This is a genomic window from Kitasatospora sp. SolWspMP-SS2h (genome assembly GCF_003259315.1).
Taxonomy (GTDB): domain Bacteria; phylum Actinomycetota; class Actinomycetes; order Streptomycetales; family Streptomycetaceae; genus Kitasatospora; species Kitasatospora fiedleri.
This window is the reverse complement of sequence record NZ_QLLT01000012.1, coordinates 60,858-76,118: the sequence shown is the minus strand read 5'-3', so window position 1 is coordinate 76,118 and position 15,261 is coordinate 60,858. Positions and strand designations below refer to the sequence as shown.

Genomic DNA, 15,261 nt, shown 5'->3' with positions numbered 1-15,261 from the left:
CCCCCGACCGACCGTCGGCCGTTCCGTCCCGCCCCGGAAGGAGACACCACCGTGTCGCCGCGAACCGCGACCCCGCGCCACTACCTGATGTGCCGGCCCGCGCACTTCACCGTCGACTACTCCATCAACCCGTGGATGGACCCGGCCAAGCCCACCGACACCGGCACCGCGCTGGCCCAGTGGGACCAGCTGCACGCGCTGTTCCGGCGCCTGGGCCACACCGTGGAGCTGATCGAGCCGCTGCCCGGCCTGCCCGACATGGTGTTCGCCGCCAACGGCGCCACCACGCTCGACGGCCGGGTGCTCGGCGCCCGCTTCCGCCACCCCGAACGGGCCGCCGAGGGCCCCGCGTACGCCGACTGGTTCCGCGAGCGCGGCTGGCGGGTCAAGGACGCCGAGCGGACCAACGAGGGCGAGGGCGACCTGCTGGTGGCCGGCGAGCGCGTCCTGGCCGGCACCGGCTTCCGCACCGAGACCGCCGCGCACGCCGAGGCCCGCGAGTTCCTCGGCCGCGAGGTGGTCACCCTGCGGCTGGTCGACCCCCGCTACTACCACCTGGACACCGCGCTCGCGGTGCTCAGCGACACCGAGATCATGTACCACCCGCCGGCCTTCGACGCCGCCTCCCGGGCGGTCCTGGAGCGCCTCTACCCCGACGCGCTGCTGGCCGACGCCGACGACGCCCGGGTGTTCGGCCTGAACGCGGTCTCCGACGGCGCGCACGTCGTCCTCCCGGAGGCCGCCGTCGGCCTGGCCGAGCGGCTGCGCGAACGCGGCTTCACCCCGATCGGCGTCGACCTGACCGAACTGCTCCGGGCCGGCGGCGCGGTCAAGTGCTGCACCCTGGAGCTGCGCCGCTGACGGCACGGCGGAGGGCCCGGACCGCCGGTGCGGTCCGGGCCCTCCGCCGGCTCACCCTCACGCCAGGTCGAAGCGGTCCAGCTCCATGACCTTCGTCCAGGCGGCGGCGAAGTCCTCGACGAACTTCTCCTTGGCGTCGTCCGAGGCGTACACCTCGGCCAGCGCCCGCAGCTCCGAGTTGGAGCCGAACACCAGGTCGGCCCGGGTGCCGGTCCACTTCACCGCGCCGGAGGCGTCCCGGCCCTCGTACACCGTGTGGTCGGAGGCGACCGGGGCCCAGACGGTGCCCAGGTCCAGCAGGTTGACGAAGAAGTCGTTGGACAGCGTGCCCGGGCGCTCGGTGAGCACGCCGTGCTGCGAGCCGCCGGTGTTGGCGCCCAGCACCCGCAGGCCGCCGACCAGGACGGTCAGCTCGGGGGCGGACAGGTTCAGCAGGTTGGCCCGGTCCACCAGCAGGTACTCGGCCGGCAGCCGGGTGCCCTTGCCCTGGTAGTTGCGGAACCCGTCGGCCTGCGGCTCCAGCGCGGCGAACGACTCGACGTCGGTCTTCTCCTGGGTGGCGTCCACCCGGCCCGGGCGGAAGCCCACCTCGACCTCGACGCCGCCCTCCTTCGCGGCCCGCTCGACCGCCGCGGTGCCGCCCAGCACGATCAGGTCGGCCAGCGAGACCTGCTTGCCGCCCCGCGCGTTGAACTCCTGCTGCACGCCCTCCAGCACCCGCAGCACCTGCGCCAGCTGCTCCGGGTCGTTGACCTCCCAGCCGCGCTGCGGCTCCAGCCGGACCCGGGCGCCGTTCGCGCCGCCGCGCTTGTCGCTGCCGCGGAAGGACGCCGCCGAGGCCCACGCGGTGGACACCAGCTGGGCGGTGGTCAGACCGGAGTCCAGCAGCTTCGCCTTGAGCGCCGCCACGTCCGCCGCGTCGACCGGCTCGCCCTGGGCGGCCGGCAGCGGGTCCTGCCAGAGCAGTTCCTCGGACGGGACCTCGGGGCCGAGGTAGCGGACGACCGGGCCCATGTCGCGGTGCGTCAGCTTGTACCAGGCCCGGGCGAAGGCGTCCGCGAACGCCGCCGGGTCGTTCAGGAAGCGGCGGGAGATCTGCTCGTACACCGGGTCGAAGCGCAGCGACAGGTCGGTGGTGAGCATCTGCGGGGCGTGCTTCTTGGCCGGGTCGAAGGCGTCCGGCACGGTGCCCGCGCCGGCGCCGTCCTTCGGCTTCCACTGGTGCGCGCCGGCCGGGGACTTGGTCAGCTCCCACTCGTGGCCGAACAGGATCTCGAAGAAGGAGTTGTCCCAGGCGGTGGGCGTGTTCGTCCAGGTCACCTCCAGGCCGGAGGTGATCGCGTCGGCGCCCTTGCCGGAGCCGTAGCTGCTCTTCCAGCCCAGGCCCTGCTCCTCCAGCGCCGCGCCCTCGGGGTCGTCGCCGACGTTGTCCGCCGGGCCCGCGCCGTGGGTCTTGCCGAAGGTGTGGCCGCCGGCGATCAGCGCGACGGTCTCCTCGTCGTTCATCGCCATCCGGCGGAAGGTCTCGCGGATGTCGCGGGCCGCCGCGACCGGGTCCGGGTTGCCGTTGGGGCCCTCCGGGTTGACGTAGATCAGGCCCATCTGGACGGCGCCCAGCGGCTCCTCCAGGTGGCGGTCCCCGGTGTAGCGCTCGTCACCCAGCCAGGTGGTCTCCGGGCCCCAGTACACGTCCTCGTCGGCCTCCCAGACGTCCGCCCGGCCGCCGCCGAAGCCGAAGGTCTCGAAGCCCATCGACTCCAGCGCCACGTTGCCCGACAGGATCAGCAGGTCGGCCCAGGACAGCGCCTGGCCGTACTTCTGCTTCACCGGCCAGAGCAGGCGGCGGGCCTTGTCCAGGTTGGCGTTGTCCGGCCAGGAGTTGAGCGGGGCGAAGCGCTGCTGGCCGGCGCCCGCGCCGCCGCGGCCGTCGGTGATCCGGTAGGTGCCGGCGCTGTGCCAGGCCATCCGGACGATCAGCGGGCCGTAGTGGCCGAAGTCGGCCGGCCACCAGTCCTGCGAGGTGGTCAGCACCGTCTCGATGTCGCGCTTGACGGCCGGCAGGTCGAGCGAGGCGAAGGCCGCCGGGTAGTCGAAGTCCGCGCCCAGCGGGTTCGCCACCGCCGGGTTCTTCGCCAGGATCTTCAGGTTCAGCCGGCGCGGCCACCACTGCTGGTTGCCGCCGCCCTGGGTCGGATGGGCGGCCCGGCCGTGCGCGACCGGGCAGCCGCCCGCACCCTCGGACTTGGGGTCGGTGACGATGGCGTCGTCGTTCTCGGGCATGGGGACGTCCCTCCGGGTCGGGCGGATCACGTTCTGCGACGGGCACCTTGGCTGTTCGCCGGAACAGATCCTAAGATAGACGAAGTCTAAGTCAAGAACATGGTCAATCGGGTGGTGGTCCCGCTCGAATCGGGTGTCCGGCGACACCCGCTGTACAGTTCGGGCGAATGTTGAGCTGATGGAGTGAACGAGATGAGTGACCTGCTGGAACGACTGCGGGCCCGCGGCTGGCGGCTGACCTCCCAGCGCCGGGTGGTCGCCGAGGTGCTCGACGGCGACCACGTCCACCTCACCGCGGACGAGGTGCACGCCCGCGCCGCCGACCGCCTCCCCGAGATCTCCCGCGCCACCGTCTACAACACGCTCGGCGAACTGGTCACCCTCGGTGAGGTCCTCGAGGTCGCCACCGACGGCCGCGCCAAGCGCTACGACCCCAACGCCCACCAGCCCCACCAGCACCTGGTCTGCTCCGGCTGCGGCACCGTCCGCGACGTCCACCCCACCGGCGACCCGCTCGCCGCCCTCCCCGCCGCCGAACGCTTCGGCTTCACCCTCGCCACCGCCGAGGTCACCTACCGCGGCCTCTGCCCCGACTGCGCCTGACCCGGCCCCCGCCCGCCCGGGCCCGGCCGTACGCCCGCCCGTCCGTAGCTCGGCGGGCGCCGTCCCGGTGGGCGCCGGTTCAGCGGACGCCGCGGATGCGCTGGACCAGGACCGCGCCGAGGGCGCTGAGCACCGCCGTGGTGCCGAACAGGGCCGGGTAGCCGCCCAGGTGGGTGACCAGCAGGGCGGCGATCGCCGGGCCGAGCACGTGGGGGAGCGCCGCCGCCACGTTGATCACGCCCAGGTCCTTGCCGTAGGTCTCCGGGTCCGGCAGGACCTCGGTGATCAGCGCCTGGTCGACCGAGACGTACACGCCGTAGCCGAGCCCGAACAGCGCCGCCGCGACGATCGCCACCGGCCAGGTCGGCACCGCCGCCAGCAGTCCGGCGCCCACCGCGATGACCAGGCCGGCCGCCGTCACCGGGGCCTTGCGGCGGCCGATCCGGTCCGAGACGACGCCGCCCGCGAAGGCCGCCAGCACGATGCCCACCGAATACAGGCCGACCAGCACCAGCAGGCCCTGCTCGGCCTTGCGGCCCGGGAAGAGCGTCTCGTAGTGGATCCGGTCGCGCAGGAAGTACAGCAGGTAGAGGGTGCCGGTGGCGTTGCCGAGCTGGATCAGCAGCCGGGTCAGCCAGGCCAGCGCGAAGTCCGGGTGGCGGCGCGGGCTGATCAGGAAGGAGCGCAGCAGGGCGCGCGGCCCGGTCCGGCCGCCCGCCGCCGGGCCCCGCTCCGCCGCCGCCTTGGCCGGGGCCTCGCGCAGGGAGCGCAGGAAGGGCAGCTGGGCCGCCAGCAGCAGGACGAGCAGCACCAGGTAGCCGGCCGCGTCGCTCGCCAGGCCGGTCACCGCGGCGGTGCCGACCAGCACCGCCAGCGGCTGGGTGGCCCCCACCCAGGCGCTCACCACGGCCCGCTGGGAGACCGGCACCCGGGCCGGCACCACCGCGACCAGCGCGGCCTGCGCCGCGCTCAGGCCCAGCTGGACGAGCACCCAGCCCGCCACGAGCCCGGCCACCGTGTGCTGCCCGGCGAGCAGCCCGAGGCCCGCCGCGCCCAGCAGGCTGCCGCCCGCCAGCCACGGCCCGCGCCGGCCGAACCGCGAGGCGGTCCGGTCGGACAGGGCGCCCACCAGTGGGTTGGCGACCAGCGCGACCAGGGCGCCGATCCCGGTCACCAGGGCCAGCGAGGCTTCCTTGTGGCCGGGGGAGACCACCTCCAGCTGCCGGGCCAGCAGCACCTGGACGGGCGTGTACAGGGCGGCCCACAGGCCCAGCGAGGCGAGCGCGATGCCCGCGACGAAGCCGCGGCCCACCCGCTCCGGCGACGGCGCGGCGGGCCCGGCAGCGGGGGCGTCGGCCGGGGCGGCGAGGGCGGTGTCGGCGGGGGCGGCGGGCCCGGCGTCGGTACGGTGTCCGGTCACAGCAGGGTCTTCGCCACGGTGTGGAACTCCGGTGTCCAGGAGGTCGGTCGGAAGGTCTCGCGGTCGATCCGCACGTGCACCCGGCGGCCCTCGGCGTGCACCGTGCCGCCGTCGGCGGACAGCACCCGGAAGCCGTACTCGGCGGTGCTGTCGGTGAGCCGGGAGATCCAGAAGTGCACGCCGACCTCGCCGATGCCGCGGATCGGGCTGCGGTAGGAGATCGCGAACTCGGCGACCGCGAGGAACACGTCCGGCCGGCTGTAGCGGCCGTCGGTGAAGGTGAAGCCCTCGCGGGCCCAGAACACCGTCAGCGCGTGCTCCAGCAGCACCGGGTAGCGGGAGTTGTGGACGAACCCCATCGCGTCGAGGTCGTCGAAGTGCACGAAGACCGGTTCGGTCCGGCCGCGCGGCGGACCGGCGCTCTCCGGGGTCCCCGGGTCCTGCTGAGTGGGCATCGCGTCTCCCTGGACGGCGGCGGAACGGCGGAACGGCGCAGTGGCGGAGCGGAGGGCCCCGGGTCAGGCCCGGACGGCCTCGACGATCGACACCGTGCCCGGCGTCGGGACGGTCCGGGTCCGGCGCAGGCCGGTGGCCGCCAGCAGGGCGTCGAACTCCGGCTCGGTGCGCTCCTTGCCGTCGAAGATGGTCATCATGGCGATGTCGTAGAGCTTGCCGGGGTGCGGGTCGTTGCCGGCCGGGACCACCGCGTCGACGATCAGCAGCCGGGCGTGCTCCGGCATCGCCTCGCGCACCGCGCGCAGGATGCGCAGGCAGTGCTCGTCGTCCCAGTCGTGCAGCACCCGCTTGAGCACGTACAGGTCGCCGCCGCCCGGAGCGGTGCTGAAGAAGTCGCCCTCGGCGGTCTCCCAGCGGCCTTCGATCGCCGGGTCGTCCAGCTCGTGCCCGGCCAGCACCGACGCCTGCTCGTACAGCACGCCGCGCAGGCCCGGGTGGCGGGTCAGCACGGTGCGCAGGAAGCCGCCGGGGCCGCCGCCGACGTCCACCACGGTGCCCTCGGCCGGGAACGCGTAGCTGTCGGCGATGCCGCCCTGCTCGATCACCGACAGGTCGGCGATGCCCCGGTTGAAGGTCTCGGCGTCCTCGGGGACGGCGGCCAGGTGGTCGAAGAGCGGGGCGCCGAAGATCCCGTCGAAGGCGGTGCGGCCGTCCCGGACGGTCTGCTCCAGGCGGCCGGTGGACTCCCAGTACATCCGGTCGGTCAGCAGCAGCGCGGTGCTGCGCACCGAGTACGGGACGTCGGAGCGCAGCACGTGCGCGGCCGGGGTCAGGTGGAAGGCGCCCGCCTCGTCCTCGCGGAACAGGCCGCGGGTGGCCAGGAAGCGCAGCACCCGGTACAGCGACGGGGCGTCCGCGCCGACCGTCTTGGCCAGCTGCTCGGCGCTCTGCGGGCCGGACAGCAGCAGGTCGGGCAGGCCCAGCCGGACCGCGACCCGCAGCGCGGCCGGGTACAGGTAGCCGAGCGAGTCGCCGAGCACCTGGCGGACCGCGGCACCGATCTCCTCGGGCTGGGGGGGACGGACCTCGTTCACGGGCTCCTCCGGACTGCTCGCACGGGCGGCGGACAACCGGCCGCCGCACGTCAGACGGCCGGCCGACATCGTGCCAGCAGCGCCTGACCGGGGGCTGACCGGAGGCTGACCGCACCCCCCGCCACCCCGGCGGTCAGGGCGCGGTCAGCCTCCGGTCAGGGTCGGTCGCGATGATGTCCGGACCATCGAACGGGGGTCCGACATGGCGGAGTCGACGCGGCGGGACGAGGACGGCAACCTGCTGGAGTGGCGCCGGGGCCGCACCTGGTACCGGGTGGTCGGGGGCCACCCCGGCGGCCTCCCCGGTGACGGCGGGGGCGACGGCGGCCGGGCGCCGCTGGTGCTCTGCCACGGCGGCCCCGGCATGACCCACGACTACCTGGTGCCGCTCGCCGAGGCGCTCGCCGCCGCCGGCCGGCCCTGCGTGCTCTACGACCAGTACGGCGTCGGCCGTTCCGGGCACCGCCCCGAGGCGCCCGCCGGGTTCTGGACCCCCGAGCTGTTCGTCGAGGAACTGCACGCCCTGGCCGACGCGTTGGGCCTGTCCGGCGGCTTCCACCTGCTCGGCCACTCCTGGGGCGGCATGCTCGCCCTGGAGACCGCGCTGACCCGGCCCGCCGGCCTGCGCGCGCTGGTGCTGGCCGACACCTTCGCCTCCTCGCCCGCCTACGTCCGCGGCGTCGCCGGGCTGCTGGCCCGACTGCCCGCTGGGCAGCGCGAGGTGCTGGCGCGGCACGAGGCGGGCGAGCCGGTCGACCCGGCCGCGTACGGGGAGGCGATGACCGCGTTCTACCGGCGGCACGTCTACCGGGCCGGGCCCGCGCCCGAGGCGCTGCGCCGCACCATGGCCGCGATGGCCGAGGACCCCACGGTGTACCGGACGATGATGGGGGAGAGCGAGTTCAGCATGACCGGCAGCCTGCGGGACTGGGACGTCACCGACCGGCTGGCCGCGGTCGACCTGCCCGCGCTGGTGGTCTCCGGCCGGTACGACCAGGTCGTCCCGGAGGTCGCCGACGCGCTCTACCGCGGCCTGCCGCGCGCCTGGCGGCTGGAGTTCGGCGCCTCCGGCCACCTGCCGCACCTGGAGGAGCCGGCCGCTTTCCGGGCCGCGGTGGAGGTGTTCCTGGCCCGGGTCGAGGGAACACCCACCCCGTGATCGACTCCGTACCCGCCCCGCCCGTCGTCGGGCTGTTCGGCGCCAACCTGGGCCCGTTCGCCGACCCGGCCACGGCCACCCGCCTCGCCCGCCGCGCCGAGCGGCTCGGCTACGAGTCGCTGTGGGCCGCCGACCACGTCGTGCTGCCGGCCCCGCGCACCCCCGAATCGCCGCTGGAGCCCGACCAGCCGCTGCTCGAACCCCTGGTGGCGCTCACCCACCTCGCCGCCCGCACCGAGCGGATCCGGCTCGGCACCGGCTGCATCGTGCTGCCGCAGCGCAACCCGCTGGTGCTGGCCAAGCAGCTCGCCTCGCTCGACGTGGTCAGCGACGGCCGCCTGCTGTTCGGCACCGCCGTCGGCTACCTGGAGCCCGAACTGCGCGCCCTCGGCGTCCCGGTGCGCGAACGCGGCGCCCAGATGGACGAGTACCTGCGGGCCGTCCGCTCGCTCTGGGAGGACGAACACCCGTCCCAGCACGGCAAGTTCGTCGACTTCGCGGGCGTCGACGCGCACCCCCGCCCCCGGCAGCGCCCGGTGCCGCTGCTGGTCGGCGGCCACAGCCGGGCCGCGCACCGGCGGGCCGCCCGGTACGGCGACGAGTGGTTCGGCTTCCGGCTGAGTCCGGCCGCCACCGCCGAGCAGCTGCGCTCGCTGGCCGAGGCCGCCGCCGAGGTCGGCCGCCAGGGCCCGCCGCTGCGGATCACCGTCGCCCCCTCCCGGCCGCTCGACCCGGACACCGTCCGCGCCTACGCCGAACTCGGCGTGCACCGGCTGGTGGTGATCACCCCGTACAACCCGGAGACCGCGCTACTGGAGGAGCTGGTCGAGCACAACGCCCCGGAGCTGATCGGCGCCCGCCCGCACTGACCCGCCACCGGCGACGGGGGCGGACCGGCAGCCGCCGGTCCGCCCCCGCTCGCCTGACGACCCGTCAGTTCGCCGCGCCCACCCACCCGGCGCCGTGGTCGGCCGCGATGAACTCGGCCGCCCGCTCGCCCACCAGCAGCGCGGGGGCGTGCGTGTTGCCGGTGGTCACCGTCGGGAAGACCGAGGCGTCGGCGACCCGCAGGCCCGCCACCCCGTGCACCCGCAGCCGCGGGTCGACCACCGCGTCCGCGTCCACGCCCATCCGGCAGGTGCCGACCTGGTGGTGGTAGGTGCCGACGGTGCGCCGGACGTGCTCGCGCAGCTCCGCGCCGGAGCCCGCCGGGCCGGGGTACAGCTCGCGCGCCCCCCACTCGGTGCGCAGCGGCTCCGCGTTGCCCAGCTCGCGGCAGAGCTCGACCGCGGCGACCAGCCGGTCCACGTCCGCCGCGGTGCTCAACACGCCCGGGTCGATCAGCAGTTCGTCCTCCGGCTCGGCACCGGTCAGCCGGATCGAGCCGCGCCCGGCCGGCCGGACCAGGCCCGCCTGGAGGGTGAAGCCGGTCGGCGGGCCGGACATGCCGGGCAGGTACATCGGGACGGGGAAGTGCAGCGGCTGGAGGTCGGGGCCGGGCAGGCCCGGGCCACTGTGCCAGAACAGGTGCGTCTGGGCCGGGCCCAGCCCCTCGGAGGGGCGGCCCGGGTCGCGCTCGGTGGAGAACAGCACCGGCACCAGCAGGTGGTCGTGCAGGTTCCGGCCGACCCCGGGCAGGGCCGCCGCCACCTCCACCCCGACCGCCTTCAGCTCGGCCGGGTCGCCGATGCCGGAGAGCATCAGCAGCCGGGGCGACTCGATCGCGCCCGCGCTGACCACCACCTCGGCGTCCGCGGTGGCCGACTCCAGCCGGCCCTCGCGCACCCACTCCACGCCGGTGCAGCGCCCGTCCCGGAGCAGCAGCCGCCGGGCCCGCGCCCCCGTCAGCACCTCGGGCCCGGGCACCCCCGGGCGGCGCAGGTACGCGGCGGCGGCGCTGAACCGGCGGCCCTGCGCGATGGTGAACTGGATCTGCGAAATGCCGTGCGGATGGCCGTCGTTGTAGTTCTCCTGGCGCTCGACGCCGATGCTCCCGGCGGCCTCCAGGAAGGCCAGGTGCACCGGGTCGGGCCGGTAGTCGGTGAGCACCGGCACCGGGCCGCCCGCGCCGCGCAGCCCGTCCCCGCCGGTGTCGTAGTCCTCGATCCGGCGGAACACCGGCAGCACGTCCGCCCAGGACCAGCCGGCGTTGCCGAGGTACGCCCAGTGGTCGTAGTCGAGCGCCGCGCCGCGGGCCCAGATCATGGCGTTGAGCGAGCTCGACCCGCCCAGCACCCGGCCGCGCGGCCAGTGCAGCTGCCGGTCGGCCGCCCCCGGCTGGGCGGCGGTGCGGTACGCCCAGTCCTCCGGGCCGAACCACAGCTCGCCGAAGCGCCGCGGGTCGTGGATCGCCGGGTTGGTGTCGGCGCCGCCCGCCTCCAGCAGCAGGACCCGGGCGCCCGCCTCGGCGCAGCGGGCGGCGACCGCGCAGCCGGCCGAGCCGGCGCCGACCACGATGACGTCGTACCTGTTGTCGGTCCTGTCGTTGACCAAGGTCTCGCTCACGGTCCCATTTCCGTTGTGTGTGAGGGGCGGTCGGGCCCGGTCGGCGGGGCGGTCGGTGGGGCCCGGTCGGCGGGGCGGTCAGGCCCGGCCGACCACCAGGACCGCGTTCTGGCCGCCGAACCCGAAGGAGTTGCTCACCGCCAGGCCGACCTGCTGCGGACGCGGCGCCCCGGCCACCAGGTCCAGCTTGATCTCGGGGTCGGGCTGCTCCAGGTTCGCGGTCGGCGGCACCGTCGCGTGCTCCACGGTGAGCACCGTCAGCGCGGCCTCCACCGCGCCGGCCGCGCCCAGCGAGTGGCCCAGCACGCCCTTGACCGAGGTGACGGACGCGCCGGTGCCGATCACCCGCTCCAGCAGCCGGGCCTCGGCGACGTCGTTCAGCGGCGTCGAGGTGCCGTGCGCGTTGACGTGGTCGACCTCGTCCGGCGCGGCGCCCGCGTCGGCGAGCGCCGAGGTCAGCGCCCGGCCCTGGCCGACGCCCTCCGGGTCGGGGGCGGTCATGTGGTGGGCGTCCGCCGAGCCGCCGAAGCCCAGCAGCCGGGCCCGGACCCGGGCGCCGCGGGCGCGGGCGTCCGCCTCCCGTTCCAGCACCAGGATGCCGCTGCCCTCGCCGATCACGAAGCCGTCCCGGTCCTGGCTGAACGGCCGCGAGGCGGCCGCCGGGTCGTCGGTGCGGCGGGACAGCGCGCCCATCTGGGCGAAGCCGGTGACGATCAGCGGGGAGATCCCGGCCTCGCTGCCGCCGGCGATCACCACGTCGCAACTGCCGTCGCGCAGCAGGCCCATGGCGATGCCGATGGCGGTGGAGCCGGAGGCGCAGGCGGTCGCGGTCACCAGGTTGGGGCCGGTCGCGCCGAACTCCATCGCCAGGTGGCCGGCCACCATGTTCGGCACCAGCATCGGGATCAGCAGCGCGGAGACCGTGGTCGGGCCGTCGTCGAGCATCCGGCGGTGCTGCTTCTCCCAGGTGGAGACGCCGCCGAGCCCGCAGCCGATCACCACGCCGACCCGGGCGGCGTCCCAGCTCCCGGTGTCCAGCCCGCTGTCCAGGACCGCCTCGCGGGCGGCCGTGACGGCGAGCTGGGTGAACCGGTCGTGCATCAGCGAGCTGCGCCGCCCCACGTGCTTGGCCGGTTCGAAGCCCGGCACGGCGCACGAGATGTCCACGGGCAGCCCGGCCAGTGCGGGGTCGCGCCGGGCGGCGGAGACCCCCGCCAGCACGCCCTGCCAGCTCGCCGCGGCACCGATCCCGGCCGGAGTGACCAGGCCGAGACCGGTGACCGCGACCGGGGTGCCGGTCATGACGCCTTCGCGGCGGCGACCTGCTCCTCGATCGCCTCGGCGGCCCGGCCGATGGTGTCCCGGGGGGTGGCGACGTCGTCGGAGATCTGCACCCCGACCTCCTTCTGCACCACCAGCAGCAGCTCGACCAGGAACAGCGAGTCCATCTCCAGGTCCTCGAAGGTGACGTCGGGCCGGATCTCCGAGCGCTCCACCTGGAACTGGTCGACCATCAGGTCGGCGAGGGTGTCGTACATCGTGGCCATGGTGGCTCCTTCGTCGTCGCGGGATGCGGAACGTGCGGGTAGGGAACGTGCGGGTGGGGAACGTGCTCGTGGTGAAAGGGAACTGACGGAACGTCAGGACACGAAGCGGTCCGGTCCGGGCCAGGTGAGGGTGGCGGAGCCCCAGGTGAGGCCGCCGCCGAAGGCGGTCAGCAGGACGCGGTCGCCGGGCTTGAGCAGGCCGGCGCCGCGGGCGTCGTCCAGGGCGAGCGGGATCGAGGCCGCCGAGGTGTTGCCGACCTCGGCGATGTTGCCGACCGAGCGCTCGCGCGGCACCCCGAGGTCGTCGGCGAGCCGGTCCAGGATGCGCCGGTTGGCCTGGTGGCCGACCATCCAGTCCAGGCCGGACAGCTCCCAGCCGGCCCGGTCCAGCACGGTGCGCGAGGAGCGCGACATCCGCTCCACCGCGTGCCGGAAGACCGCCTTGCCGTCCATCGTGAAGTACGCCCGCCCCGGCTCCGGGGCGGCCGTCGACAGGTGCTGCTCGGAGCCGCCGCCGCGGACGGTGATCAGGTCGTACCCGTCCCCGTCGCTGCCCAGGTCGAACGCGCCCAGCGCGCCCGGCTCGTCCGGGTGGCCGGCCCGCAGCACCACCGCGCCCGCGCCGTCGCCGAAGATCACCGAGGTGGTCCGGTCGGCCGGGTCGAGGATGCTGGAGAAGGTGTCCGCGCCGATCACCAGGACCCGCTCGGCGATGCCCGCGGCGATCAGGCCGCTCGCCGAGGCCAGCGCGTACACGAAGCCGGTGCAGACCGCCGCCACGTCGTACGCGGCGACCGGGCCCAGGCCCAGCCGGGCCGCCACCAGCGGGGCGGTGGCCGGGCAGCTGCGGTCCGGGGTGGTGGTGGCGACCACCACCGCGTCCACCCCCGGCCGGTCCTCGGGGGCGCAGCTGGCCAGCGCCCGCCGGCCCGCGCCGACCGCTAGGTCGGAGGTCGCGCTGTCCGGGTCGGCCCAGTGGCGGCTGCCGATGCCGGTGCGCGAGCGGATCCACTCGTCGGAGGTGTCCAGCACCCCGGCGAGCTCGTCGTTGCCGACCCGGCGCGCGGGCAGGCAGCTGCCGATCCCGCAGAGCACGGCCGCCGGTGTCGCCGGGGTCACCGGGGGCCGCCGGGCGGGCGGGGGCGGTTCGAGGTCATGGCAGTACGCTCCTTTGGCGGAAGTCGCGGAGGACGCGGAAGTCGCGGCGGCACCGGGCGGTTCGGGGCACCGCGCGGGCGCCGGCGGGCATCGGTGGCCGGTGGAGCAGGTCGGGCCGGTGCGGCGGGTCGGATCGGTGGAGCGGGTCGGGTCGGTGGAGCCGGTCGCGCCGGTGCGGCGGGTCGGGCGGGTGGAGCGGGTCGGGCGGGCGGAGCCGGTCAGCCCGCCGCGGCCACCGGGACGCGGTGGCCGGCCGGGCCGAGCAGCGCCGGGTCCTGGGAGAGGATCTCGGCGTAGCGGCGCTGCATGGCGTCGCCCGGCCGCAGGCCGAAGTCCTCGTCCAGCCGCAGCCGGGTGCGGTGGTAGGCGGTCAGGGCCTCGCTCTGCCGTCCGGAGCGGTACAGCGCCACCATCAGCAGTTCGCAGAACCGTTCGTGGGAGGGCCGGGCCGCGGTCAGCCGGCGCAGTTCGGCGACCGCCTGCCGGACGTCGCCGACCGCGAGCAGCGCCTCGGCCAGGTCCTCCTGGGCGGTCAGCCGCCGCTCCTCGAAGAGCGTCGCCGCCGAGCGGCAGCGCAGGCCGTCGCCGACGTCCACCAGGGCCGGGCCGCGCCACAGCTGGAGGCCGGAGCGGAGCAGCCCGAGGGCCCGGCCGGGCTCCGCGGCGAGCGCCGCCGAGCCCTGCGCGGTGAGCGCGAGGAAGCGGTTGGCGTCCACGCAGTCGCGGTCCAGGTCGAGCAGGTAGCCGTGCGGGACGGAGCGCAGCGCCGTCCCGCCGGTGCGCTCGCGGGCCGGGCCCTCCAGCACCCGGCGCAGCCGGGTGGCGGCGGCCTGGAGCGCGTTCGGGACACCGGCCGGGGGCCGGCCGGACCAGAGTTCCTCGGCCAGTTCCTGCTGCGGGACCACCCGGCCGATATTCAGGGCCAGGACGGCCAGGAGTGTGCGGACCCGGTTCGCGGGAATTGTTCGGTCAATGCCGCCGGTGGTGACGGACACGGCACCGAGGAGATTGATCTGCACGGTTCCCCCGAATCGCAAATCGAACGGACCGGAAGGATGCTCGCCCGGGATTCGACGCGGTGTCAAGCCCGGTCCTCCCGAGGCAGGGTGGAACCCAGGGTCGTCCCAGGGGTCCCCAGGGTTTTCCCCCGGTGTGTTCGAACGGAGCCCGATGCAAGACTCGACCGGCCAGATGGCCTGGTCCGCCCGTGGGTGACCGGACACGGAAGCCGAGGGCGGGAACGAGATCGGGGAGACCGATGACAGGCGGATCCGCCTCCGGCGCCGAGCGCCCGGTGCCGCGCATCGACCACGTGATGGTCCTGGTCGGCGAGGACGTGCTGACGGCCGTCGATTCGAACAGCTTCGTCGAGGGCCGGCTCGGCCGGGTCAAGCGCAAGGTGGCCGACAGCTCGGTCGCCGGCTCGTACTCCACGCTCGGCGTGGCCGGCCGCAACACCCTGGTCGAGCTCTTCGGCAGCCCGATGCCCAGCGCCTCGCCGCTCACCGGCGGTCTGGTCTTCTCCTTCGAGGAGCCCGGCTCCTCGCCGGTCGCGCACCGGCTGCTGGACGAGGCCGGCCTGCGCCACCAGCACCAACTGGTCACCCGGGCCGACCCCGGCAGCGGCGAGCAGCAGCCCTGGTACCACCTGATCAACGCCGACCTGGGCGAGGGCAGCCGAATCCTGCTGTTCCTCAACGAGGTCACCCCGGAGTACTTCGAGAGCCTCGGGGCGGTGCCCCGGCCCGACGGCGCCATGCGCCGCGCCGACTACCTGGACGCCTCGCTCGGCACCGCCGAGGACGGCCGGCTGCTGCGTGACCTGACCGGGGTGACCCTGGAGACCGGCCCCGAGCGGGCCGAGCGGCTGGCCGCGGTGCTGGGCGCGCTGGGCTTCGAACGGACCGCCGCCGCGGACGGCGCGATCCGGCTCTCCGGCGAGGACTTCGAGCTGGTCCTGAATGCCGGCGAGGGCACCACCGACCGGATTGCGGAAATCCGGTTGTCCGTGGCCGAAACCGCCCCCGGCGAACTCCCGGAATCCGTCGACTTCGACGGCACGTCCCGAATCCTGTTCGAACCGCAGGGCACCGCCCGGTGGATTTTCGACCCGGCGTCCTGAATATCCCGGCGGCGGCCCGGCAAACGATGCTCCGCCTTCCCTTCGCCGCGCTGCGG

The 15,261-nt window shown here is 75.1% G+C and carries 14 protein-coding genes; 5 read left to right on the top strand and 9 right to left on the bottom strand.

Annotated features, from left to right (window positions below):
* Positions 1-51 precede the first annotated feature (51 nt).
* Entirely contained in the window at positions 52-861 is an 810-nt protein-coding gene (gene ddaH, locus K353_RS16505; RefSeq protein WP_111554351.1) for a dimethylargininase, read from the top strand.
* A gap of 57 nt (positions 862-918) precedes the next feature.
* On the opposite strand, the gene katG is transcribed toward ddaH, so the two are convergent.
* Positions 919-3,141: a catalase/peroxidase HPI gene (gene katG / locus K353_RS16500; RefSeq protein WP_111554350.1), complete on the bottom strand. Its 2,223-nt coding sequence runs from the start codon at positions 3,139-3,141 to the stop codon at positions 919-921.
* 192 nt (positions 3,142-3,333) lie between these two features.
* Between katG and K353_RS16495 the strand changes: the two genes are divergently transcribed.
* A complete protein-coding gene (locus K353_RS16495) occupies positions 3,334-3,744 on the top strand; it encodes a Fur family transcriptional regulator (RefSeq protein WP_111554349.1) in 411 nt (136 codons plus the stop codon).
* 79 nt (positions 3,745-3,823) lie between these two features.
* On the opposite strand, the gene K353_RS16490 is transcribed toward K353_RS16495, so the two are convergent.
* From K353_RS16490 to K353_RS16480, 3 genes are all read right to left on the bottom strand, one after another.
* On the bottom strand, positions 3,824-5,164 hold the full coding sequence (locus K353_RS16490; protein WP_111554348.1) for an MFS transporter: 1,341 nt from the start codon (positions 5,162-5,164) through the stop codon (positions 3,824-3,826).
* Entirely contained in the window at positions 5,161-5,619 is a 459-nt protein-coding gene (locus K353_RS16485; RefSeq protein WP_100835549.1) for a thioesterase family protein, read from the bottom strand. Before K353_RS16485 ends, K353_RS16490 begins: the two co-directional genes overlap by 4 nt.
* 63 nt (positions 5,620-5,682) lie before the next feature.
* The gene (locus K353_RS16480; protein WP_233533627.1) at positions 5,683-6,714 is read right to left on the bottom strand and encodes an acetylserotonin O-methyltransferase; all 1,032 of its coding nucleotides are present in this window, start codon (positions 6,712-6,714) and stop codon (positions 5,683-5,685) included.
* A 202-nt stretch (positions 6,715-6,916) separates the two neighbouring features.
* Here K353_RS16480 and K353_RS16475 point away from each other — a divergent pair, with 202 nt between their 5' ends.
* Both K353_RS16475 and K353_RS16470 read left to right on the top strand, forming a co-directional pair.
* Positions 6,917-7,873, top strand: a complete 957-nt coding sequence (locus K353_RS16475) for a proline iminopeptidase-family hydrolase (protein WP_111554346.1) — start codon at positions 6,917-6,919, stop codon at positions 7,871-7,873.
* Complete coding sequence (locus K353_RS16470; protein ID WP_158585419.1) at positions 7,870-8,742, top strand: LLM class F420-dependent oxidoreductase; 873 nt, start codon at positions 7,870-7,872, stop codon at positions 8,740-8,742. The genes K353_RS16475 and K353_RS16470 overlap by 4 nt, the downstream gene beginning before the upstream one ends.
* Before the next feature lie 64 nt (positions 8,743-8,806).
* On the opposite strand, the gene K353_RS16465 is transcribed toward K353_RS16470, so the two are convergent.
* From K353_RS16465 to K353_RS16440, 5 genes are all read right to left on the bottom strand, one after another.
* A complete protein-coding gene (locus K353_RS16465) occupies positions 8,807-10,378 on the bottom strand; it encodes a GMC family oxidoreductase (RefSeq protein ID WP_233533626.1) in 1,572 nt (523 codons plus the stop codon).
* A 78-nt stretch (positions 10,379-10,456) separates the two neighbouring features.
* Positions 10,457-11,680, bottom strand: a complete 1,224-nt coding sequence (locus K353_RS16460) for a beta-ketoacyl synthase (protein WP_111554344.1) — start codon at positions 11,678-11,680, stop codon at positions 10,457-10,459.
* Positions 11,677-11,925: an acyl carrier protein gene (locus K353_RS16455; RefSeq protein ID WP_100835545.1), complete on the bottom strand. Its 249-nt coding sequence runs from the start codon at positions 11,923-11,925 to the stop codon at positions 11,677-11,679. Before K353_RS16455 ends, K353_RS16460 begins: the two co-directional genes overlap by 4 nt.
* 93 nt (positions 11,926-12,018) lie before the next feature.
* Positions 12,019-13,020 carry a beta-ketoacyl-ACP synthase III gene (locus tag K353_RS16450; RefSeq protein ID WP_233533625.1) on the bottom strand — a complete coding sequence of 334 codons (1,002 nt, stop codon included), beginning with the start codon at positions 13,018-13,020 and terminating at the stop codon, positions 12,019-12,021.
* Between the two features lie 281 nt (positions 13,021-13,301).
* Positions 13,302-14,078: an AfsR/SARP family transcriptional regulator gene (locus K353_RS16440; RefSeq protein ID WP_233533624.1), complete on the bottom strand. Its 777-nt coding sequence runs from the start codon at positions 14,076-14,078 to the stop codon at positions 13,302-13,304.
* Between the two features lie 263 nt (positions 14,079-14,341).
* On the opposite strand from K353_RS16440, the gene K353_RS16435 reads away from it, so the two are divergent.
* The gene (locus K353_RS16435) at positions 14,342-15,205 is read left to right on the top strand and encodes a DUF5829 family protein (RefSeq protein ID WP_111554341.1); all 864 of its coding nucleotides are present in this window, start codon (positions 14,342-14,344) and stop codon (positions 15,203-15,205) included.
* Positions 15,206-15,261: the final 56 nt, after the last annotated feature.